This window comes from Micromonospora sp. NPDC048868, from assembly GCF_043198195.1.
Classification (GTDB): Bacteria; Actinomycetota; Actinomycetes; order Mycobacteriales; family Micromonosporaceae; genus Micromonospora; species Micromonospora reichwaldensis.
In genome coordinates this window covers 55,487-77,359 of record NZ_JBICUN010000025.1, presented here as the reverse complement: position 1 = coordinate 77,359, position 21,873 = coordinate 55,487, and the positions used below count along the sequence as shown (strand labels likewise).

Genomic DNA, 21,873 nt, shown 5'->3' with positions numbered 1-21,873 from the left:
GCCTTCACGTGTCAACGCCGCGAATCACCTGAACCACCCGACAGGCGTTAACGCGGTGGAAATGTCAAAAACATGTGTGGGATCGGACACGGTCGCATAACGCGGGAGGCATTAACGTGAGGCGCCGTTCTAGGCTCCGTGCAGGACCTGGACGGGTAGGACGACCTTGGTACGGGGGTGGCCACGCCATGCCGGCGACCGTCGGAAGACGGGTGGACCGCCTCGCCCCAGTCCGTCGCGTAACGCGTGGGATCGATCGTAGGACAGTCGTACGGGCTGGCATCGTGGCCGCCGTCGCCTATGCCGCATGGCTCGCCATCGGTGCTTTCGGGCGGCCGTACAACTTCTTCGACATGAAGATCTACCACGGCGCGGTGGTGTGGTGGGCGAGCGGTCACGAGCTCTACGAGTTCATCGCACCCGGCACCACCCTCGGCTTCACCTACCCGCCGTTCGGCGGCCTGGTGATGCTGCCGATGGCGCACCTGCCGGTCGAGCTGGCCGGGACGGTCAACGCGCTCGCCAGCATCGCCGCCCTGGCCGTCGTGCTGGCCGGGCTGCTCCGCCCCATCGTCGACCGGCTCGGCTGGCCCCTCTGGTTCACCGTGGGGATCGCGACGCCGCTGGCGGTCGCCATCGAGCCGGCCCGGGAGACCCTCGGCTACGGCCAGGTGAACCTGCTCCTCTTCGCACTGATCATGGCCGACCTGATCGGCCTGCGCTGGCGGGCCCGCCGGGGCACCCACATCCCCCCGACCGACGGCCCGCTGCTGCGCTTCGTCTACAGCGGGGCGTGGGCCGGCGTGGGCATCGGCCTGGCCACCGCCGTCAAGCTGACCCCGGCGCTGTTCATCGCCTACCTGATGATCACGCGGCAGTGGCGTGCCGCGACCACCGCGATCGGCACGGTGATCGCGGTGACCATCGGTTCCTTCGCGGTCGTCGGCACCGAGTCGCGGGCCTACTTCGGCGGCGTGCTCTGGCAGACCGAGCGCGTCGGGGCCGCCGACATGACGCCCAACCAGTCGCTGGCGGGGCTGCTGGCCCGGCTGTACGACTCGATCGAGACGCCCGGCCTGCTCTGGCTGGCGTTCTCGGTGCTGATGCTGGCGGTCGGCCTCTCCCGCGCCGTCAACGCCCGCGCCGACGGCGACGAGCTGACCGCGTTCACGCTTGTCGGCCTCACCGCCAACGTGATCAGCCCGATCTCCTGGACGCACCACCTGGTCTGGGTGATCCCGGCGATCATCGTGCTGGCCGACGCGGCCGTACGCCGTCGCGAGGCCAGCCGCGGGTTGGCGCAGCGGGCCGGCCAGGGCGGGTACGGCGGGCCGCCGGGGGTGACGGGGCTGCGCCCGCCGATCTGGTACCCGACGCTCACCGGGCTCCGGCACGGCGTCGCCGCCGTCGGGCTCTACCTGCTCTTCCTGGTCTCCCCGATCTGGCCGTACGAGCACCAGCTCCCCGAGGTGTCGCACTACCAGGACGGCCTCTTCGGCGCCCTGATGGAGAACTCGCTGGCGCTGGCCCTGATCCTGCTGGTCGCCGCCCTGCCGTGGCGCCCCGGCGCCGAGCCGGCCTTCTACGCCGACCGGTTCGGCCGGCAGGCCGCGCCGAGCCTGCGCCGCTGACCGGGTGGGCCGCCCCTCAGGGGCAGTTCACCCACTCCTCGGTGCCGTCGGCGAAGACCTGCCGCTTCCAGATCGGTAGCCGCGCCTTGACCTCGTCGACCAGTCGGGCGCAGGCCGCGAACGCGGCGGCCCGGTGGGCGGTGCTGACGGCCGCCACCAGGGCCGCGTCGCCGATGGCGAGCGGGCCGACCCGGTGCGACACGGCGACCGCGTACACGTCCGGGTCGGCGGCTATCTCGGCCGCGACCTCGCGCAGGATCCGCGCGGCGCTCGGGTGGCCCTCGTACTCCAGGCTGGTCACCGCCCGGCCGTGGTCGTGGTCGCGGACCACCCCCTGGAACGAGACGACCGCGCCGGCCCGGTGGTCGGCGACCGCCGCCTCGTGCGCGGCGAGGTCGAGCGGCCGGTCGGTGACCTCGCCGAACGTCGTGGACCGGCCCGACGCGTCGGCCGTCGGCGTGGTCACCACGCACGCTCCCCGGGCAGCAGCGGCAGCGGTACGACCGGCACCCGGTCCCCCGGCTCGCCGGAGGTGCCGGGGCGGATGACGGCGAACCCGTCGGCGCCCGCCAGCCCGCGCAGCATCGCCGAGCCGACGTGCCGGACCGGGTGGGCGGTGCCGGCGGTCCGGTCCAACCGGACCAGCGCCAGGTGGGTGTACTCGCCCCGGCCGCGCACCGGCTCGGCGAGCGTGGCGTGCGGCAGCACCGGCATCGGGCGCCCCGCCAGCCCGGCCAGCAGCGGGGCGACAAGCGAGACCAGGGCGACGATGGCGGACTGCGGGTTGCCGGGCAGCCCGGCGACGAACCGGACCCGGCCGTCGGCGTCGGCCAGCCGCGCCAGCAGCATCGGGAAACCGGGCCGCACCGCCACCGTGTTGACCACGTAGTCGGCGCCGAGCGCCTCCAGCGTGGGATGCAGGTGGTCGACCGGCCCGTGCATCGTGCCGCCGGTGGTGCACACGAGGTCGGCGGTGCTCAGCGCCGCGCGCAGGGCGGCCACGTGCGCGGGGAGCGTGTCCGCCACCGGTCCGACCATGTCCGACGGGCGGACCAGGCAGCCGTACCGGCGCAGCCAGGCCGGCACCGCCGGCCCGAGCGCGTCGCGCACCCGTCCGGCGCCGGGCGGGCCGGCGGTCAGCAGCTCGTCGCCGAAGACCAGCAGCGCGGCGCGGGGCTGCCGCCGCACCAGCAGGCTGTCGTGCCCGCAGGAGGCGGCCAGGCCGATCAGCGCCGGGTCGACCGGCGTGCCGGCGGGGACCAGTTCCTCCCCGGCGTACGCCTCCTCGCCCGGCTCGCGCCACTCCGGCGCCGGCCGCGGCGTGCCGTCGACGAGGCCCTCCGGCGTACGACGGGACTCCTCCACCCGCAGCACGGATGTGGTGCCCTCCGGCACCATCGCGCCGGTGGCGATCTCGACGGTCGTCCCGTCGTCGGTCAGCGGGGCGGGGGTGCCGCCCGCCAACACCCGCCCGACCGGCCGCCACGGCCCGGTGCCGCGCACGGCCCAGCCGTCGACGCTGGAGGTGGGGAAGGCGGGCAGGTCCGTACGGGTGGCCAGCGGCTCGGCGAGGGTGTGCCCGTCGATCTCGGCGAGCGGCCGGCTGACGGCGGGGAGCGCGGCGGCCAAACCGACCGCGTACACCCGGGAGCGGGCCTCCTCCCAGCCGGCGGGCGGGGGCGCGGTGGCCGGCTCGGCGGCCGGGGCGGTTTCCGTGCTCACCGGCCGAGCCTAACGGTGCGGCATGCCGGCCGCGCCGTCAGCGGCGCCGCGCCCACCGGTTGGTCGCGGCCCTCCCGCGTCGTCAGTGGTCGCCGCCGCGGAGCTGGTCGACGGCGTGGCGGAGGATCGGCCCGAGCACGGCGAGGCCGTCCCTGGCCCCGCCGGTCGACCCGGGCAGGTTGACCACCAGCATCCGGCCGACGACGCCGGCGAGCCCCCGGGAGAGCGCGGCGGCGGGGACCTTGTCGCGGCTGTGCGCCCGGATCGCCTCGGCGATGCCGGGGACCTCGTGATCGAGCAGCGCCCGGGTCACCTCGGGGGTGCGGTCGGAGGGGTTGATCCCCGTACCGCCGCTGGTCAGCACCACGTCGATCCCGTCGGCCAGGGCGGCACGCAGCGCCTCACCCACGGGCTCGCCGTCGGGCACCACCACCGGCTCGTCCACCTCGCAGCCGAGGTCGCGCAGGCCCGCGACGAGCAGGGGGCCGCTGGTGTCCGCGTACACCCCCGCCGCGGCGCGGTTGGACGCCACGACCACCCTGGCCCGGATCACGGCCGCTCCTGCGGGCGGACCCACAGGCCGGTCTTGCCGCCCTCCTTGCGCAGCACCCGGACCGCGTCGACGCTGGCCGCCGGGTCGACCGCCTTGACCATGTCGACGAGCGCCAGCCCGGCGACGGCCACCGCGGTCAGCGCCTCCATCTCCACACCGGTGCGGTCCGCCGTCCGCGCGGTGGCGGTGATCTCGACGGTGTCGTCGGTGAGCGTCAGGTCGACCGTGACGCCGTGCAGGGCGATGGGATGGCAGAGCGGGATCAGGTCGGGGGTGCGCTTCGCGCCCATGATGCCGGCGAGGCGGCCGACCGCCAACGCGTCGCCCTTGGGCAGCCCGTCGCGGCGCAGCAGCTCGACGACCTCGGGCGTGGTGCGGAGCCGGCCGGCGGCGACGGCCAGGCGGCCGGTGACCGCCTTCGCGGAGACGTCGACCATACGGGCCGCGCCCGCCGGATCGACGTGGGTGAGCTGCGCGGGATCGGTCACGCTCGCGAGCCTATCTTTTCCGGTACGCGTGCACGGGGGTCACCCGCGCGGGCACGCCGGGCGACGACGGGGCCCGCACCGGCTGAACCGACGTCCCTTTCGATCGCGCGACGGCCGCGACTCCTCGCAACTGGGCACCACCCCTGTCGCGAATTCGGAACGCGTTTCCGGCCCGTTGTCCCGCGGCCGTTTCCCTCCCACTTCATGGACCGGACCGATAGCCCGCCCTTCCCGGTGGACGGTAGCTCGGGATGACGTCCCGTAACGACGGGACGTCATTGACTCCGCGACGCCACGGAAGCGATCATCACCATCGGGAGAATCCTCCGGCCGCATCGATCGGGGCGGCAACGGGCAACGTACGGAGTGCATCTTGCTCCCGTCGTTCCGTGACCTCGTCGGGGCGGCGGCAGGCGGTGAGCGCTGACGGAACCACCCGGGCGGACGGGCGTACCGGCACGGAAGCGGTGGTCTCGACCACGCGATGTGCCCAGGGCACGCGCCACGACCCGGTGCCACGTCGTCGGCCGCTGCAAACTGCACCGTCGTGTCCGATGCGCCGACGCCGCCACCGGTTCATTATCTAGCGTTAACCGGAAGTCGATAGACACACAGCACTGAGTTCCCGGCCAGAAGCAGAAAGTCACGCCGCAGGGCACGGTTCTCATCCATTGCCCATAGTCACATATATCCCTCCATAATTGGCCGAACCGCACTTAGGCTGTCGGCGTCGCGGAACACAGCCGCGCAAGGGCCAACGCGAAACCGGGGAGGGATAGCGATGTCGGCACACGAGTGGAACTGAGGATTGTGGCTGGCGCGTGACCGCGGGTAATCTTGGCGTGCTTTGCAGTCGGAAGCAGTCGGGATGCCGTGACACGACCAGACGTGGGCAAGACAGAGGCCGAGCGGCGGCTCACGCTGCACGTCGGCCTCGTCTGCGTTGTGGCCGCCATCGCGGCCGCCCTGTGTCTCCGCGAGCTGACCCGGCTGGACTGGTCACGCAACCACCTGACGCTCTCGCTCACTCTGGTCTGCCTGGCCCTCCTCGCCATGACGATCAAGTGGCGGATCCGGATCCGCGCGACGGTCCACGCCATCTCCTGGAGTGAGACGGCGATCATCCTGAGCCTGGCGGTCGCGCCAACCCCGCTGGTGATCCTGACCACCGGCATCGGGGTGGCGATGGCCCAGTACCTCGCCAAGCTCCCGCCCCTGAAGGCCGCCTTCGGAGTGGCCAAGACCATGCTGCTGGCGGTGGGCGGCGGAGCAGCCCTCCACGCGACCGGAGGATCACCACCGATCACCGACCTGTGGCCGGCCCTCGGCCCGATCGGGGTCGCCTACGCCGTCACGGTCGTCCTCGACGAAGTGCTGACCCTCCCGGTCATCGCACTCGCCACCGGCACCCGGCTCAGGCAACTCTTCCGCGAGGGCCTCGGGCTGCGCCTGACGAGCGCGCTGGCGCGCTTCGTCCTCATCGTCACCACGCTGTTCATCCTCCACGGGGACCCCCGGCTCCTGCTGGCGGTGCCGCCCCTCGTACTCAGCCTCCACCTGCTCTACTCCAACCAGGTCAAGGCCCGCACCGAGCAGCAGGCGTGGCAGCGGCTGGCCCGCACCACCGACGCGCTCAACGTGGTCGACCTGGACAAGGTCCTCACCACGGCGGTCACCCAGGCCGCCGAGCTCTTCTCCGCCGACGAGGTGGAGATCGAGCTGCGCGACGGCGGCCGGACAGTACGCGGCGGTGCCGTCGCCATCACGTACGACGGGCCGGCCGGCGAGCCGACCGCCGTGGACGGCACCGTGGTCCCCGCCGCCCTGGAGGGGCACGACCGGACGGTCGACGTGGGCGTACTGCGGCTGCGGTTCCGGGGGCCCGTGCAGCTCTCCGAGCGGGAGCAGTACACGCTGCGCACCTTCGCCTCGGCGCTCTGCACGGCCGTGCGCAACGCGCAGGCGTACGCCGAGCTGGCCCGGGTCGCCGACGAGCACGCGTACGCCGCCACCCACGACGCGCTGACCGGGCTGGCCAACCGCCGGCACCTGCTCGACCAGGGCACCGAACAGCTCGACACCCGGCACGCCGACGGGGTGACCGCGCTGGTGCTTATCGACCTCAACCACTTCAAGGAGGTCAACGACACCCTCGGGCACGCCGCCGGGGACCACGTCCTGGTGCAGGTCGCCGAACGGCTGCGCGACGCCGCCCAGGAGGGGGACCTGGTGGCCCGGCTCGGCGGCGACGAGTTCGCCGTACTCCTGCGGGGTCTGCCGGCCCCGGCGGTGGCCGCGCACCGCGCCGAGACCCTGCTCGCCACGCTGCACGAGCCGTTCGACCTCGACGGCATGCGGATCAGCGTCGAGGCGAGCGGCGGGATCGCCGCCGCACCCGCCACCGGCGGCATGCCGGAGCTGCTGCGCCGCGCGGACGTGGCCATGTACCAGGCCAAACGGGCCGGCCAGCGGACCTCGACGTACGCACCGACCCGCGACACCGCCGACCTCGGCCGGCTCACCCTCGGCGGCGAACTGCCGCGCGCCGTCGCCGACCACGAGTTCACCGTCAACTTCCAGCCCATCGTCGACCTCGGCACCGGCCGGGTCACCGGCGCGGAGGCCCTCGCCCGCTGGCACCACCCCACCCACGGGATGATCGACCCGCTGCGCTTCCTGGAGGCGGTGGAACGCTCGGGCCTGCTCCCCGCCTTCGCCGAGGCGATCCTCGACCAGGCCCTGCTCGCGGCGGGCAGCTGGCGGGACGCCGGCTTCGACGTGCCCGTGGCGGTCAACGTGTCGCCGCGCAGCCTCCTCGACGCCCGCTTCCCCGGCTCCGTGCTGGCCCGGCTGCGGGCCCACGACCTGCCCCCCGACCGGCTGGTGCTGGAGCTGACCGAGACGCTCACCCTCAGCCAGCTCGACGTGGTCGACCGGGTGCTCAGCCGGCTGCGCGACGAGGGGGTCCGGCTGGCGCTCGACGACTTCGGCACCGGCTACTCCTCCCTGTCGCTGCTCTCCCGCATCCCCGTGCACGAGCTGAAGATCGACCGCAGCTTCGTGACCGCCATGGAGACCTCCGCCGAGGCCGCCGCCGTCATCCGCTCCACCCTCGACCTGGGCCGCAGCCTCGGGCTCGACGTGGTGGCCGAGGGCGTGGAGAGCGAGCCGCAGCGCCGGGCCCTCTGGGAGCTGGGCTGCACCGCCGGCCAGGGGCACCTCTTCGCCCGGCCGGTGCCCGCCGGCACGCTCCTCGCGGCGTTCCGGCGCGGCTCCGGGGGCAGCCCCGGCACCCTCGCCCCTCCACTGCACGACGCCGGAGCCGTGATCCGGCTCGCCCCGGGCCGCCGGCCGGGCGGGCGCGGCCGCACCGACCGCCACCTGCCCGCCTGACGCGGCGGCAGGCGCCATCCGCCCACCTGACGCGGCGACGCGCACCTGCTGCCAGACTGGCCCGCGTGACCGCCGCCCCGACCGCCCGCCGCCGTGGCTGGCAGCGCCTCGACTCCGCCGCCGGCGGCCTCGCCCTCGACCTCGGCCTGTACGCCGCGTCGGCAGCGTTCGCCGCGATCACCGCCGCCACGTCCACCCTGCTCCCGCACCGGGCCTGGGGCGCCGTCGCCGCCGTCGGATACCTCCTCGCAGCCATCGCCGCGACCGGCCAGCTCCTGCTGCGACGGCGCGACCCCGCAGCGCCGGCGGCCGGGCTGCGGGCCCGCTGGGCGGTCACCGGGTTCGCCTGGTTCGCCACCGCCCTGCTGCCGCTGGCCTGGCAGAGCATCCAACGGGCCGGCGGACGCACCGACCGGGCACAGGAGGAGGTGCTGGTCGTCGAGGAGTCCGGCCGGCGGCTCGTCGACACCGGCACGCCGTACCTCGGGCCCGACGCGATCGCCGCCCTGCCACCCGGCGAACAACTGCTCGGCTACACCCCCTACCAGCCGGGAATGGCACTGTTCGGGCTGCCCCGGGCGGCCGTCGACGCCTGGTGGACCGACGCCCGCGTCTGGTTCGCCGTCGGGACCGCGCTGGCGCTCGCCCTGGCCGTCCGCGCCCTCACCCGCGGCGTACGCCGGAGGGCGGACGACCACACCGGTGCCGCCCTGCTCCGGGGCGTACAGGCCGCCACCGTCCTCCCGATCTGCGCACTCACCCTCGCCACCGGCGGCGACGACCTGCCCGTACTCGCGCTCTGCCTGCTCGCCCTCGCCCTCGCCGCCGCCGGACGGCCGGGCCGGGCCGGTCTCGCGGTCGGCCTGGCCGGGGCGCTGAAGCTCTTCGCCTGGCCGGTCGCCCTCGTGCTGATCATTTGGGGCCTGACCCGGCGGGCCGGCCTGCGGGTCGCCGCAGGCGCGATCGGCGTGCCCGCCGCCGCGCTGCTGCCGGCCCTGCTCGTCGACCGCGACGCGCTTGTCGAGAACGTGCTCCGCTTCCCGCTCGGGCACGGCCTGGTGACCAGCCCCGCCCAGTCGCCGTTCCCCGGCCACCTGATCGCCACCGCGCTGCCCGCCGGCCGCGCCGTCGCCGTCGCCCTCCTGCTCGCCGCCGGCCTGGCCATCGCCGTCCGGCTCGCCCGCCGCCCGCCCCGCACCGCCGCCGCCACCGCCCTGATCTGCGGGTACGGCCTGCTCGCCGCGATCCTGCTGATGCCCACGACCCGCTTCGGCTACCTGCTCTACCCGCTCGCCCTCCTCGCGTGGGCCCCCGCCCTGCACCCCCCGGTTTCCGCGAACCGGCGGGCGGAGGCCGGCGACACGGCGTAGACCTGAGGCATGACCACCTACCGCGACCGCGAAGAGGCCGGCCGGACGCTCGCCGAACGGCTCACCGCACTCATCGGCGCACCGGACGTCATCGTCCTCGGACTCGTGCGCGGCGGCGTGCCCGTGGCCCGGGTGGTCGCCGAGCGGCTCGGCGCACCCCTCGACGTGCTGGTCGTCCGGAAACTCGGCATGCCGTGGGCGCCCGAGGTGGCCTTCGGCGCGCTCGGCCCCGGCGGCGTGCGGGTCCTCAACGACGTCGTCGCCAGTCGACTCACGGAGGGCGACGTCGCCGAGGTCGTCCGCCGCGAGGAGGCCGAGCTCGAACGGCGGGAACGGCTCTACCGCGCCGGTCGTCCACCGCTCGACCTGACCGGGCGCACCGCCGTGATCGTCGACGACGGCCTGGCCACCGGGGCCACCGCCCGCGCCGCCGTCCAGGTCGCCCGTCACCTCGGCGCCCGCCGGGTCGTGGTCGCCGTCCCGGTCGGCTCCCAGGAGGCCTACGAGATGCTGGCCGCCGAGTCCGACCAGGTCGTCTGCGCCCAGCACCCGCCGGAGTTCATGGCGGTGAGCACCTACTACGAGGACTTCCACGAGGTCGCCGACTCCGAAGTCACGGAAGCGCTGACAGCGACTGCGTGACCGGACCGGGTACGGTCGGAGGATGAGCCTGACCTGTCCCAAGTGTCACGGAGAAATGCGCCAGTACGAGCGCAGCGGCGTCACCATCGACCAGTGCGGCGAATGCCGGGGGATCTTCCTCGATCGCGGTGAGCTGGAGAAGCTGTTCGAGGCGGAGGCCAACTGGAGTCGCCAGCAGGGCGCGGCCCCGGCACAGCCCGCCCACCAGCAGGGCGGCTACCCCGGCCAGCCGAGCCACCAGCAGGGCGGTTACCCGCCCCCGCCGCCCCCGCCGCCCGCTCCCGCCCCGCACCAGCCGGGCTACGGCGCCGTCCCGCCGCCGCCCCCGCCGGTGCACGGCTACCCGCCGGCCCCCGCCTACGGCCAGCAGCACCACGGCTACCACGGGCACTACAAGCGCAAGAAGCACAAGAGCTTCCTGGACGAGATGTTCGGCTGAGCCACTCCGTCGACCGGGCCGGCGCCTCGACCGGCCCGGTCACCCGTGGTTCGGTTCCACGCCCCGCGCCACCGCCGTTCGCCGTGCCGAGCGGCGGCGGCCGTGCGACGCTGCGCTCCATGACGCACCGCGGACGACACCTCGCGCTGGCGCAGGCGTACGACGGGATCACCCGCGTCGTCGCCGACCTCGACGACGCGGACCTGCAACGGCCCACCCGGTGCCGGGGCTGGCTCGTCGCGGACCTGCTGTTCCACGTGCTCTGCGACGCCCAGCGAGCGCTGGTCGCGCTGGCCAGCCCCGCCGAGGGCCCGGCCGACGTGGACGACGTGACCTACTGGCGCGCGTTCCCGTCCGAAGGAAACGGCGACGGCGCGCGGCACGCCTGGTGGGCCCGCCGCTCCGCAGCCGCCTTCGACCGCCCCGGCGGGATCGTCCGGCTCTGGGCCGACACCGCACCCGCCGCCGTACGCGCCGCGGGCGCGGCCGACCCCGACGGCCACGTGACCACCCAGGGGCACGTGCTGCGGGTGCCGGACCTGCTCGCCACGCTGACCACCGAGGCCGTCGTGCACCACCTGGACCTGGTCCTCGACCTGCCCGACGCGCCCCTGCCCGGGGTGCTGGCCACGCGGGTCGCCGTGACCACCATGGACGGCCTGCTCAGCGACGACGCCGTCCGGCCGGCCGCGTGGAGCGACGCCGAGTTTCTGCTCAAGGCCACCGGCCGGCTGCCGCTCACCGACCGCGACCAGCTCGAACTCGGCGAGGTCGCCGGCTGGTTCCCGCTGCTGGGCTGACCGGCGCGGCCGTCCTCAGACGATGGCCATGTCCACGAAGCGCGACAGGTGGAGCTGCGCGGCCACCGTCACCGTGTCGGTCGGACCATTTCTGTGTTTGGCAACAATAAAATCCGCCTCCCCGGCACGCGGCGACTCCTTGTCGTAGTAGTCGTCGCGGTGCAACAGGATCACGACGTCGGCGTCCTGCTCGATCGAGTTGTGGGTGGCGATGCCGTTGGCGATGAAGTTGTGGGTACCGAGGACAGTGGCGTCGAAGACGTCGTGGCTGCCGAGTGACTCGATCGACACGATCTCATCCCAGAAGATGTCGTTCGTAGCGTGCAGGTCGAGGTCGGCGGCTTCGAGGACCGATGCGATCTTCGCAAGCCTGGATCGACTTGGTGCGTGCTTCCACAACGTGCTGCCACAGAACTGGGAGTCGATCGCTGCGGCGAACTCGCGGTGGGTCATGCCGTTCTCCGCCAGGATCTCCCGGACCCGGCCCCACACCTCGCGCGGCACCGTGTCGACGTTGGTGTTGCTGCGCATCGCCGTGAGCGATGTGAGCAGCTCGGCGCAGTTGAGCGCCCTGTCGCCGTGCACGCCGATCTCCCGGAGGAACCGCAACTGGTCATCCCGTCCGGAAACGTCAAGCGTGTACTGAGGTCGGTGACGTTCGACCGGCACCACTTTGATCCGAGCGGTGATGCCGTATCGCAGCAGCAGCCGGGATATGTCCTCCAGCATCCGGCGGCTTGTCGACGAGAAGTAGATGCGGCCACCACGGCCGGACTTGTTCACGGTCACCGAGCCGTCCGTGGCCCACATGTGCCGGAGGAAGAGTGTGATCTGCTCCTTCGGCACGCCGAAGACCGCCGCCGGGATGAACTTCTCATGCGACCGCAGGCCGAACAGTCCCAGACCGTCCAACCACTCGGCGATCGGATTGCGCCGGCCGCGAGCGAGACGGTAGGGAGCGGGAAGCCTCAGGGTGGTGACCCTGGCTGCCTCGTAGTCGTCACGGATGGCGGTGATGCCGAAATGTTTGGCGGCCTCCGCCACGGCCTGCAGATTGCCTTCGTCGCGGCTCGCGTACCGAATAGGCTGCCGGCGCACGAACGAGCCGTCGCCTAGCAGGTGCGCCAGCAGGACGACCTCCGGCTCCGCCCACGGTCGGATCGTGAGTGGAGGCGGAACGTGCCGGGGGGTGGCGAGACGCGCTCCCGGCGCCAACTCCCCGAGCGGCAACCATCCGGCGAAGGTGAGAAACGGATGGTTCGACGTCGCGTCAATCTGCTTACCCGAGGCCAGCTTCATGCGGAACACCTCCCGATTGCCGCTCGGGAAGACGTGGGTCATCGTTCGCGGGGTGTAGCGCAGTGTCTCGTCCAGCGCCCATACCGGGACGTCCTTGGTTCCGTCGGCGAGCAACTCGCCGAGGGTCACTTCGGAGTTGTTGTCGGCCCGGATCAGCCGGGTCTCCGCCGTCAGGCAGCCCGATTCACGCAAGTCGGACAGCTGTGGTCGCTTGTCGGTGCGCTGCTCCGGGCCACGGTTCAGCTGGCTGACCGCGATCACCGGGCACTCCACCTCCTTGGCGAGCAGCTTGAGGCCACGGGAGAGGTCCGCGACCTCCTGCTGCCGGCTCTCGGTGCGCTTCGGAGAGGTCATCAGCTGGAGATAGTCGACCACGATCAGCTTGAGGTCGTGCCGCTGCTTGAGCCGGCGTGCCTTGGCCCGGATCTCCATCAGGTTCATGCTCGGCGTGTCGTCGACGAAGAGCGGCGCCTCACTGATCTCGCCCATGCAGCGGGCGAGCTTGGTCCAGTCGTCGTCGGAGAGCTGGCCGCTGCGTAGGACGTGCAGGGGCACGCGCGCCTCGGCCGACAGCAGCCGCATGACGATCTCGACCTTGCTCATTTCCAGCGAGAAGATGGCTGCCGCTTGATTTGCCCGAATTGCAGCATTTCGGGCGAAATCCATACTTGCTGTCGATTTGCCTAACCCGGGGCGTCCGGCAACGATCACCAGCTGCCCTGCGTGCAAACCGTTGAGCAGCCGGTCCAGGTCGGTGAAGCCGGTGGGGACGCCGGTCATGACGCCGCCCTGGGCGCCCACCGCCTCGATCTCGTCCAGTGTCGGCTGGAGCATGTCGGCGAGTACGGCGAAGTCCTCGCTGACGCGGCGCTCGGTGACGTCGTAGACCGCCTGCTGGGCGAGGTCCACGATGTCGTCGACGTCGCGGCTGCCGCCCTGGCTCGTGCCGTAGCCCAGCTGCACGATCTTGGTGCCGGCCTCGACCAGGCGCCGCAGGACCGCCCGCTCGCTGACGATCCGGGCGTAGTACGCCGCGTTCGCGGCGGTCGGCACGCTGGCGATCAGCGTGTGCAGGTAGGGGGCGCCGCCGATCCGCACCAGGTCGCCGGAGTCGGCCAGGGCCGCCGCCACGGTGATGGAGTCGGCCGGCTCGCCCCGGCCGTAGATCTCCAGGATGATGTCGAAGATGGTGGCGTGCACCGGCCGGTAGAAGTCGTTGGTCTTGAGGATCTCGACGACGTCGGCGATGGCGTCCTTGGAGAGCAGCATGCCGCCGAGGACGCACTGCTCGGCGGCGACGTCCTGTGGCGGGGTCTTGTCGAACTGGCCGTCGCGCTGCGGCGGCGGGGACGCCTGCCCCCCGCCCGATCGCGAGTCCGCCCGCATGTCGTCGGTGACCGACACGGGTCCCCCCTCCACTGCGTCGGATCCGGATCCAGCCCTGTCGCCGGGATGGACAACCTCGACCTGCCGGTCGATCGGGGGTCATCGCACGACCGGTCGGGGGCCAACCATACGGAACCCGAGGTCAGCCCCTCAACCACGTCGGTGGACGAGCCTCGGGACAACCTGTGGACGCCGGGGGACAAGCATGTGCGCAGGCTGTGCACAGCCTGTGGACAACGGCTGGGGAATTCTCCGCCGCAAGGCGCTGAGCTGCGGAAACACAATCCCCAGCCTGTGGATGGCAAGTTTTCGGTCGAACTGCGCGGTCGAACGTCCCGTACTATCTCCAGCGAACGGCTACACCTGCACAGGGGATTGCGCCATCGGTTGAGAAGGGTCACGCTCCGGCCGTGAGTAACCGGGACTGGGGACGCGGAGATGGCGGTCCGCGCGAGCCGGTCGCCCCCTGGGACGATCCCGCCGACCCGGCACCGGTCGATCCGTACGAGCGCGCTCCCGCGCGGCACCGCACGCCGAGCCGGCGCCGGGCCGTCGAGCGCGGGCAGCGGGAGCCGGTCGACAGCTACCTGCCGCGTTGGGCCCTGGAGTCGGGGATCCGCAGCGCCGACGGCGGTGGCCGCCATGCCGCGCCCGACGACGAGGTGGGGGTCGAGGCCGAGCAACCGCACTCCGGTGCCTGGCGGGCCACGGAGACCACGAGCAGCTGGCACCGGGTCAGCGAGACGAGTTGGCACGAGTCCCCGGCGATCGGCGCGGCCCCGCAGTCGGAGCACACCGGGGAGTGGACGTTAGGCGCGGCCCCGCAGTCGGAGCACACCGGGGAGTGGACGTTCGACCGTCCGCAGGAGCGGGGATACTCCGGGCGGCGGCGGGCCGAGGACGACCCCGTCTCGGGGTCGGCGCCGCTGAGCCGGCCGAGGCGCCTGCCGTCGGAACGCCCGCAGGTCGTCTGGTCCGGCCTGGAGCAGGCGAACGCGTCCGGGTCCGTACCGGATGGGGAGGCCGAGCGGCCGGCCCGGCGGGGCCGGCGGGCGGCGGAGGACCGCCCCGCCGTCGATCCCTGGGACCGGGAGTCGCACCTCGCCGCGTCCGGGAGCACACCCTCCCTTCCGGCGGTGGACGCGTGGGACGCGTCGGGTGTGCACGCGTGGCGCCCGGCCGGTGAGGTCGAGGGCTGGGACCACACCGACACTGGCCGGTGGGACCGGGCCGACGACACCGGCAGCTGGGACCGGAGCGACGGCACGGGTCGGTGGGACCGGACCGACGGTACCGGTGAGTGGCGCCGGTCCGATGACACCGGTGCGTGGGAGCGGTGTTCCGACGACGGTGGGTGGGACAGGACCGCGCCGGGTTCCGGCGGGGGCGCCGTGCAGGATTTGCCCTGGCCGGGGCGGGACGACCGGAGCGAGGGTTTCTGGTCGGGCACCCGGCTGGCGGGCGACGATCCCCGCTGGATGGACCCGCCGGCGTCGGCGCCTCGGTCACCCGTGGTGCCCTACTCCGCGCCGCGGCCGCGTGCGGCACCGCGTCGGCGCGTGGCCGAGCCGGTCGGTGCCGCGACGGCGTCGGCCGTACGCCGTCGGGCCGGGACCGCCGGGGCGGGGGCGTGGGGCCGTCGTATCGAGGACGACCTGCTCGATCCCGATCCGGGCGGGCCGTGGCGGTCGCTGCTCTACACGGTCGCGTGCTATCTGGTGCCGGCGGCGCTGATCTTCGTCTGGTTGCTGACCCTGGACGGGCAGGTGCCGGCGGGGTGTGTCACCGACATCAGCGGAGGGGGTTGCGACTCGCCCCGGGCGCGGGCGCTCGGCTCGCTGGCAGCGGGCCTGCCGCGCTTCGGGTTGGCGCTGGCCAGCAGCCTGGTCGTGGCGCTGCTGCTGCGCCGGGTCGGGACGACGTGGCGTTCGGCCAGCGTCGCGCTGGCGGCGGCCGTGGTCGGCGGCGGTCTCTCGACGGTGATGATCAGCGCGGTGACGGGCCAGCCGATCGGCTGACAGTCAGTGCGACCGCACGACCATGCTGCCGCTGCGCGCCGAACGCGCCGGCCGGCTTGTCGGGCTGATGATCAGCGCGGCCGCCCGATGGCTGACGCGCCGCCGCCCTGGTCGGCCCACATTACGACGAACTGGCCGCCCGCGAGCGGGAGCGTGCGCCGCAGGCCGTACACGAACAGGGCCCGCACCGGTCGGTGCGGGCCCTGTCGTGGTGCTCGGGTGAGGTGTCAGCCCTGGACGACGTTGAGGTCGAACTTGGCGCTCACCTCGGGGTGCAGCTTGATCTGCACCGGGTAGGAGCCGATCGACTTGATCGGACCGGACAGCTCCAGCCGACGACGGTCGAGGGCCGGACCACCGGCGGCCTTGACGGCGTCGACGATCTCGGCCGGGGTGACCGAGCCGAAGAGCCGACCGCCGTCGCCGGCGCGGGCCTTCAGGTTGACCTTGAGGCCCTCGAGCTGGCCCTTGACCTCGTTGGCGTGGCCGAGGTCGCGGATCTCGCGGGCCGAACGGGCCCGCTTGATGACCGTGACCTGCTTCTCCGCACCCTTGGTCCAGGCGATCGCGAAGCCCTGCGGCAGCAGGTAGTTACGGCCGTAGCCGTTCTTGACCTCGACGATGTCGCCCGGGGCACCGAGGCCGGACACCTCCTGAGTCAGGATGATCTTCATATCGGTGCCTCCTCTCAGCGGGCCGTGGCCGTGTACGGCAGGAGCGCCATCTCACGGGCGTTCTTGACCGCACGGGCGATCTGCCGCTGCTGCTGCGAGGTCACGCCGGTCACCCGCCGAGCGCGGATCTTGCCGCGGTCGGAGATGAACTTGCGCAGCAGCGCGGTGTCCTTGTAATCGATGTAGGTGATCCCGTCCTTGTCGAGCGGGTTCACCTTCTTCTTCGGCTTGCGAAGTGCAGCGGCCTTGGCCATTGCTCGTGCTCCTGGTTTGCGATCGCGGGCGCTCGGCGCCATTAGAACGGGGGCTCCTCGTCGAAGTTGCCGCCACCCGAACCACCGCGCGAGGGTGCCGGTGCAGCCGATGCCCAGGGGTCGTCGAAGTTGCCTCCGCCGCCGCCCTGGCCGCCTCCACCACCACCGCCGCCGAAGCCGCCGCCACCGCCGCCGGAGCGGGACATCTTCTGCACCTTCGCCGTGGCGTAGCGCAGCGACGGGCCGATCTCGTCGACCTCGAGCTCGATGACGGTGCGCTTCTCGCCCTCGCGCGTCTCGTACGACCGCTGACGCAGCCGGCCCGAGACGATCACGCGGGCGCCCCGCTGGAGCGACTCGGCGACGTGCTCCGCCGCCTGCCGCCACACGGTGCACGCCAGGAAGAGCGGCTCGCCGTCCTTCCACTCGCCGGAGGCCTTGTCCATGAACCGGGGCGTCGAAGCGACCCGGAACTTGGCGACCGCCGCACCGGACGGGGTGAACCGCAACTCGGGGTCATCGGTCAGGTTGCCGATGACCGTGATGGTGGTGTCTCCTGCCATGACATCTCCTCGCGCACTCATCAGTTCTGCCGTCCAGGCTCTCAGAGCCCTCCGACAGTGCCGATGAGGCTGATCCGGGTGGACCGGGGTTGAATGCTTTAGCGCATCTCCGGCCGGATGACCTTGGTGCGCAGCACGGACTCGTTGAGCCGCAGCTGACGGTCCAGCTCGGCCACCGCTGCGGGCGTCGCCTGCAGGTCGATGACGGCGTAGATGCCTTCGGCCTTCTTGTTGATCTCGTACGCGAGGCGCCGGCGGCCCCACACGTCCGTCTTTTCGACCGAGCCACCCGCGGTCCGGATCACGTTCAGGTACGTGTCGAGAGACGGGGCGACGGTGCGCTCCTCGAGGCTGGGGTCGAGGATCACCATGACTTCGTAATGACGCAAGACGTGCTCACCTCCTGTGGGCTAAGCGGCCACGGTCCTTCCGTGGCAGGAGGTCGTGCGTCGTGGCCCGCGCCGGTTCCGGGGGAACCCGGCCGTACGCGGACAACCGGACCAGGATACCCGGTCCCGACGATCATGCCCGGGGTGGTCGGTGGAGCCCTTCCACCGGGCGAGGCGAGACGGGGGCCCGCATCGACGTCGCTGTCGATGCGAGCCCCCGTACACGAGGCCGCGGGGCGTCCCGTCCGCATTCCTTGGGTGGGACCTGGGGAGGAACGACCACACCGATGAGGTTGGACCGGGGACGCCCCGCGGAGCTTTATCGTGTTGTTACCTGACGTTACAACGGCTCTTGCCCCTTGTCGGGGGAAATAGCGGAATTCTCCGACAAATTTCCCGATGAGCCCAGTTCCGTCGGGGCGGGCCCCCGCCGCGCCGGGCCGCGCGACGGGGGTGCCCCCGCTCTCGGGCGGTTCGACGCGCCTCCGGGACGGGCCGACCAGCGGCCGTTCCGGGCCGGCGGCGGCAACCGTGGATCCCACTCGCATCAACGACCGCCGCCGCCGGGAGGTGACGCGAGGAACGGCGAGTCCGCCACCGCCGTCATCCCGGCTGTCGGCGACGCGACGTAGGCTCCCGTGCATGCGTATCGGAGCCCACGTCGATTCGACCGACCCGGTGGCGGAGGCGACCGCCCGCGGGGCCGAGGCCGTGCAGTTCTTCCTCTCCGACCCTCAGGGGTGGAAGGCGCCGAAGCCGCGGGAGGACACGGACCGGCTGCGGGCGGCGGGCGTCGACCTCTACGTGCACGCGCCGTACGTCATCAACGTCGCGACCCTGAACAACCGGATCCGGATCCCCAGCCGCAAGCTGCTGCTCGGGCACGCCCAGGCGGCCGCCGCCATCGGCGCCAAGGGGCTGATCGTGCACGGCGGGCACGTCAACGCCGGCGACGACCTGGCCGTCGGCTTCGACAACTGGCGCAAGACCTTCGCGTACGCGGCGGACTCCGGCGGCTTCGGCGTGCCCGTCCTGATCGAGAACACCGCCGGCGGTGACAACGCCTGCGCCCGGCGGCTCGACGCGCTCGCCCGCCTCTGGGACGCCGTCGGCGATCACGAGGTGGGCTTCTGCCTGGACACCTGCCACGCCCACGCCGGCGGCGAGGAGCTGCTCGGGCTCGTCGACCGGGTCAAGGCGATCACCGGCCGGATCGACCTGGTGCACGCCAACAACTCCAAGGGCGCGTTCAACTCCGGCCAGGACCGGCACGACAACCTCGACGGCGGCACGATCGACCCGGAGCTGGTGGTGGCGGTCATCCGCGCGGCCGGCGCACCGGTCATCGTCGAGACCCCGGGCGGGGTCGACGGTCAGGGCGCCGACATCGCCTTCCTCCGCGACCGGCTGGGCGCGGGGAGCCCGGCGGCATGACGACCGAGCAGTCCGCCTCCGGCAGCCCTCGTCCCGACGCAGCCGCCGAGAAGGCCGACACTGCCGGGAAGACGGGAGCCGCCGGAAAGACCGACCCGGCCGCCGCCACGCCCGGCCCGGCCGCCGCCGGGACCGCCGGGGCCGAACCCAGGACCGGCGGGACCCGATCCAAGGCTGAAGCAGCCGAGCCCAAGACCGGAGCGGCCGAACCCAAGGCTGGTGGAGCCCGACCAGGTGCCGACACGGCCCAGGCCGGGGCCGGGACACACGCCGGGGCCGTCGGGACCGACGGGACCGACGCGACCGAGACGACCGAGACGACCGAGACGGGGAACGGTAAGACCGACGCCACGGCGGGCGGGGCCGACAAGACCGCAACCAAGGCGGGCAAGGACGACGCCAGGGCGGGCAAGGACGACGCCAGGGCGGGCGCAACCGACAAGGACGACGCCAAGGCCGGCTCAGCCGACAAGGTCGACGCCAAGGCCGGCTCAGCCGACAAAGACGGCGCCAAGGCGGGTGCAGCCAGCAAGACGGACACCAAGGCGGGCAAGGACGGCGCCAAGGCGGGTTCAGCCGACAAGCCGGACGCCAAGGTGGGTTCAGCCGGTGTGGCCGGGGCCGGCGAGGGCAAGGGCGGCGACAAGGCGGAGGGCAAGAGCCAGGACGGGGGTGACAAGGAGGGAAAGCCGGACCGGTGGGAGGCCTTCGCGTCCGCCCCCGAACCGGTGCCCTCCCGGATCGGGCGCGCCGCGCGGGCGGTCGGTCGCCTGCTGATCCACGAGTGGACGCTCGCGACGCTCGCCTCGCTGGCGTTGGCCGTGCTGCTGACCTGGCCCACGCTGCGCTACCCGCGACACACCCTGCCGCAGGACTACTGGGACCCCAGCCTCCAGGCGTGGCAGATGGCCTGGTCGGGGCACATCCTGCTGACCAACCCGGGGCAGCTGTGGCAGTCGAACACCTTCTTCCCGGAGTCCTGGAGCTTCGCCTTCTCCGACACCCTGCTCGGCTACGCCCCGGCGGGCATGATCGGCACCGGTCCCGAAGCCGCCGTGCTCCGCTACAACATCATGTTCGTGCTGGCCCACGCGCTCGCCATGCTCGGGGCGTACGCGCTGGCCCGGCAGCTCGGCGCCGGCCGGATCGGCTCCGCGGTGGCCGGGGCGAGCTTCGCGTACGCGCCGTGGCTGCTGGCCCAGGCCGGGCACCTGCACGTGATCTCCAACGGCGGCATCCCGCTCGCGTTGGCGATGCTCGCCCGGGGGCACGGCTGGTCGTTGCGGCACGGGTACCGTCCCGAGCGCCGGCACGACGGCTGGGTCTACGCCGGCTGGTTCGTGGCGGCCTGGCAACTCAGTCTCGGCTTCGGCATCGGGCTGCCGTTCGCGTACTTCCTCGCCGGGACCGTGCTGGTCGCGGCCGTCACCTGGTTCCTGCGGCGGTGGGTCGTCCGGCCGGTCAAGCGCCCGTTCGGCCGCCGGTTGCTGATCGCGGACCTGGTCGGCGGGCTGTTCTTCGCCGGCGTCGGCGGCCTGCTGGCCATCCCGTACTTCAAGGTGGCGGGGGCGCACCCGCAGGCGGAGCGTTCCATCGGCGACATCGGCGTCTACTCGCCGCCGGCGGCCGGCTTCTTCACGGCGCCCGCCGAGTCGCGGGTCTGGGGCACCCTGCACGAGGGCGCGCGGGCGGCGCTGCCCTGGCACCCGGAGATGACCCTGCTGCCCGGCTTCGTGCTCTACGCGCTCGCCGCCGGCGGGCTCTTCTTCTCGGTGTGGAAGCTGCGCCACCGGCTGCTGCTGCTCGCCGGGGTGGTGGTGACGATGGTGCTCGCCATGGGCACCCGGTTCTTCGACGGCACCTTCACCTACGTGCCGCTGTTCGACCATCTGCCCGGCTGGAACGGCATCCGTACCCCGGGCCGGCTGATGCTCTGGACCACGCTGCTGCTCGGGCTGCTCGCGGCGGGCGCGGTCAGCGCGTTCGCCACCCGGGTTCGGGAGGTCTACGCCGAGCGGATCCCCTCCTGGCCGAGCCCGTGGCTGCGGCTGGCCACGCTGCTGCCGCTGGTGCTGGTGCTCGGCGAGGGGTTGAACGCCACGCCGCACCCGGTCGTGCCGTCCCAGCCGGCCGCGATGCGCACCGTGGACGGGCCGCTGCTGGTGCTGCCGAGCAGCCAGAGCCTCGACCAGCCGGTGATGCTCTGGTCCACCAGCAAGTTCCAGGACGTGGTCAACGGGGGCAGCGGTTTCACCCCGCGCCAACTCGACGACGTACGCCGGGTGACGCTGGCCTTCCCCGACCAGACCAGCGTCGACTACCTGCGCGTCCTCGGCGTACGCAACGTGCTCCTGATGCGGGAGCACATCGCCGGCACGCCGTGGGAGGTCACGGTGGACGCACCGGTCGACGGGCTCGGCATCACCCGCGAGGAGATAGGGAACATCGTGGTCTACCGCTTGTGACCCTCATCGCCCTCACATTCGCCGCGAAGCAGCCTCCCGGTCGTCCAGTCTGCCGAAGAGCTTGCGGGCAGCGGAGAGGATCGCCAACACGGCGACCGTGAACAGCCCGAACAGCCCGTTCAACCCCCAGTCGACCGTGTCGGCGGAGAAACACAGGTTGTCCGGTGTGCAGTCGGCGTCGCCGAGTTCGAACCTGCCGGCGATGACTCCGGCGGGAAGGCAGGCCAGCGCGACACAGCCGCCCAGGCCGAAGAACCACCCGGACACCCGCCGGACGAGGGCCAGGCCGAGCCAGACCGTGACGAGCAGCACGGGCAGGATCGCGTCGACGGCGCTCACACCGGTCAACGGGT

General features: G+C 72.7%; 18 protein-coding genes and 1 pseudogene. 9 read left to right on the top strand and 10 right to left on the bottom strand.

Annotated elements, in window-relative coordinates; translation table 11 throughout:
* The first annotated feature begins 188 nt into the window (after positions 1-188).
* Positions 189-1,631 (top strand): glycosyltransferase 87 family protein, encoded by a 1,443-nt coding sequence (locus ACGFNF_RS27980; RefSeq protein ID WP_393171757.1) that lies wholly within the window; start codon positions 189-191, stop codon positions 1,629-1,631.
* 16 nt (positions 1,632-1,647) lie between these two features.
* Here ACGFNF_RS27980 and ACGFNF_RS27975 read toward each other — a convergent pair whose 3' ends face one another.
* The 4 genes from ACGFNF_RS27975 to moaC form a co-directional block, all read right to left on the bottom strand.
* Positions 1,648-2,097 (bottom strand): molybdenum cofactor biosynthesis protein MoaE, encoded by a 450-nt coding sequence (locus tag ACGFNF_RS27975; protein ID WP_393171755.1) that lies wholly within the window; start codon positions 2,095-2,097, stop codon positions 1,648-1,650.
* Positions 2,094-3,353 (bottom strand): molybdopterin molybdotransferase MoeA, encoded by a 1,260-nt coding sequence (locus ACGFNF_RS27970; RefSeq protein WP_393171753.1) that lies wholly within the window; start codon positions 3,351-3,353, stop codon positions 2,094-2,096. Before ACGFNF_RS27970 ends, ACGFNF_RS27975 begins: the two co-directional genes overlap by 4 nt.
* Before the next feature lie 82 nt (positions 3,354-3,435).
* On the bottom strand, positions 3,436-3,906 hold the full coding sequence (locus tag ACGFNF_RS27965; RefSeq protein WP_393171751.1) for a molybdenum cofactor biosynthesis protein B: 471 nt from the start codon (positions 3,904-3,906) through the stop codon (positions 3,436-3,438).
* Positions 3,903-4,394, bottom strand: coding sequence for a cyclic pyranopterin monophosphate synthase MoaC (gene moaC, locus ACGFNF_RS27960; RefSeq protein WP_151456340.1), 492 nt, complete (start codon positions 4,392-4,394; stop codon positions 3,903-3,905). Before moaC ends, ACGFNF_RS27965 begins: the two co-directional genes overlap by 4 nt.
* 888 nt (positions 4,395-5,282) lie before the next feature.
* Here moaC and ACGFNF_RS27955 point away from each other — a divergent pair.
* The 5 genes and pseudogenes from ACGFNF_RS27955 to ACGFNF_RS27935 all read left to right on the top strand — a co-directional run bounded on the left by ACGFNF_RS27955 (position 5,283) and on the right by ACGFNF_RS27935 (position 11,038).
* Positions 5,283-7,787, top strand: a complete 2,505-nt coding sequence (locus tag ACGFNF_RS27955; protein ID WP_393171749.1) for a putative bifunctional diguanylate cyclase/phosphodiesterase — start codon at positions 5,283-5,285, stop codon at positions 7,785-7,787.
* Positions 7,788-7,852: 65 nt separating this feature from the next.
* Positions 7,853-9,177 (top strand): annotated as a pseudogene (locus ACGFNF_RS27950) (glycosyltransferase 87 family protein); the annotation flags it as partial.
* Positions 9,167-9,799: a phosphoribosyltransferase gene (locus ACGFNF_RS27945; protein ID WP_393171747.1), complete on the top strand. Its 633-nt coding sequence runs from the start codon at positions 9,167-9,169 to the stop codon at positions 9,797-9,799. The pseudogene ACGFNF_RS27950 and the gene ACGFNF_RS27945, both read left to right, overlap by 11 nt.
* 22 nt (positions 9,800-9,821) lie before the next feature.
* Entirely contained in the window at positions 9,822-10,238 is a 417-nt protein-coding gene (locus ACGFNF_RS27940; RefSeq protein WP_327030029.1) for a zf-TFIIB domain-containing protein, read from the top strand.
* A gap of 119 nt (positions 10,239-10,357) precedes the next feature.
* Entirely contained in the window at positions 10,358-11,038 is a 681-nt protein-coding gene (locus ACGFNF_RS27935; protein ID WP_393171745.1) for a maleylpyruvate isomerase N-terminal domain-containing protein, read from the top strand.
* Positions 11,039-11,053: 15 nt separating this feature from the next.
* On the opposite strand, the gene ACGFNF_RS27930 is transcribed toward ACGFNF_RS27935, so the two are convergent.
* Positions 11,054-13,756, bottom strand: coding sequence for a replicative DNA helicase (locus tag ACGFNF_RS27930; protein WP_393171743.1), 2,703 nt, complete (start codon positions 13,754-13,756; stop codon positions 11,054-11,056).
* A 377-nt stretch (positions 13,757-14,133) separates the two neighbouring features.
* On the opposite strand from ACGFNF_RS27930, the gene ACGFNF_RS27925 reads away from it, so the two are divergent.
* A complete protein-coding gene (locus ACGFNF_RS27925) occupies positions 14,134-15,741 on the top strand; it encodes a hypothetical protein (RefSeq protein WP_393171741.1) in 1,608 nt (535 codons plus the stop codon).
* A 227-nt stretch (positions 15,742-15,968) separates the two neighbouring features.
* Here the strand turns inward: ACGFNF_RS27925 and rplI are convergent, their stop codons facing one another.
* The 4 genes from rplI to rpsF form a co-directional block, all read right to left on the bottom strand.
* Entirely contained in the window at positions 15,969-16,415 is a 447-nt protein-coding gene (rplI, locus tag ACGFNF_RS27920; protein ID WP_357577728.1) for a 50S ribosomal protein L9, read from the bottom strand.
* Positions 16,416-16,429: 14 nt separating this feature from the next.
* Entirely contained in the window at positions 16,430-16,669 is a 240-nt protein-coding gene (rpsR, locus tag ACGFNF_RS27915) for a 30S ribosomal protein S18 (protein ID WP_007073789.1), read from the bottom strand.
* Between the two features lie 41 nt (positions 16,670-16,710).
* Positions 16,711-17,232 (bottom strand): single-stranded DNA-binding protein, encoded by a 522-nt coding sequence (locus ACGFNF_RS27910; RefSeq protein WP_121399156.1) that lies wholly within the window; start codon positions 17,230-17,232, stop codon positions 16,711-16,713.
* A gap of 98 nt (positions 17,233-17,330) precedes the next feature.
* Entirely contained in the window at positions 17,331-17,621 is a 291-nt protein-coding gene (rpsF, locus tag ACGFNF_RS27905) for a 30S ribosomal protein S6 (RefSeq protein WP_121397433.1), read from the bottom strand.
* 642 nt (positions 17,622-18,263) lie between these two features.
* Here rpsF and ACGFNF_RS27900 point away from each other — a divergent pair.
* Together ACGFNF_RS27900 and ACGFNF_RS27895 are read left to right on the top strand one after the other, a co-directional pair.
* A complete protein-coding gene (locus ACGFNF_RS27900) occupies positions 18,264-19,055 on the top strand; it encodes a deoxyribonuclease IV (protein ID WP_393171739.1) in 792 nt (263 codons plus the stop codon).
* Positions 19,052-21,520, top strand: a complete 2,469-nt coding sequence (locus ACGFNF_RS27895; protein WP_393171737.1) for a hypothetical protein — start codon at positions 19,052-19,054, stop codon at positions 21,518-21,520. Before ACGFNF_RS27900 ends, ACGFNF_RS27895 begins: the two co-directional genes overlap by 4 nt.
* 12 nt (positions 21,521-21,532) lie before the next feature.
* Here the strand turns inward: ACGFNF_RS27895 and ACGFNF_RS27890 are convergent, their stop codons facing one another.
* The gene (locus ACGFNF_RS27890; protein WP_393171735.1) at positions 21,533-21,868 is read right to left on the bottom strand and encodes a hypothetical protein; all 336 of its coding nucleotides are present in this window, start codon (positions 21,866-21,868) and stop codon (positions 21,533-21,535) included.
* Between the last annotated feature and the right edge of the window lie 5 nt (positions 21,869-21,873).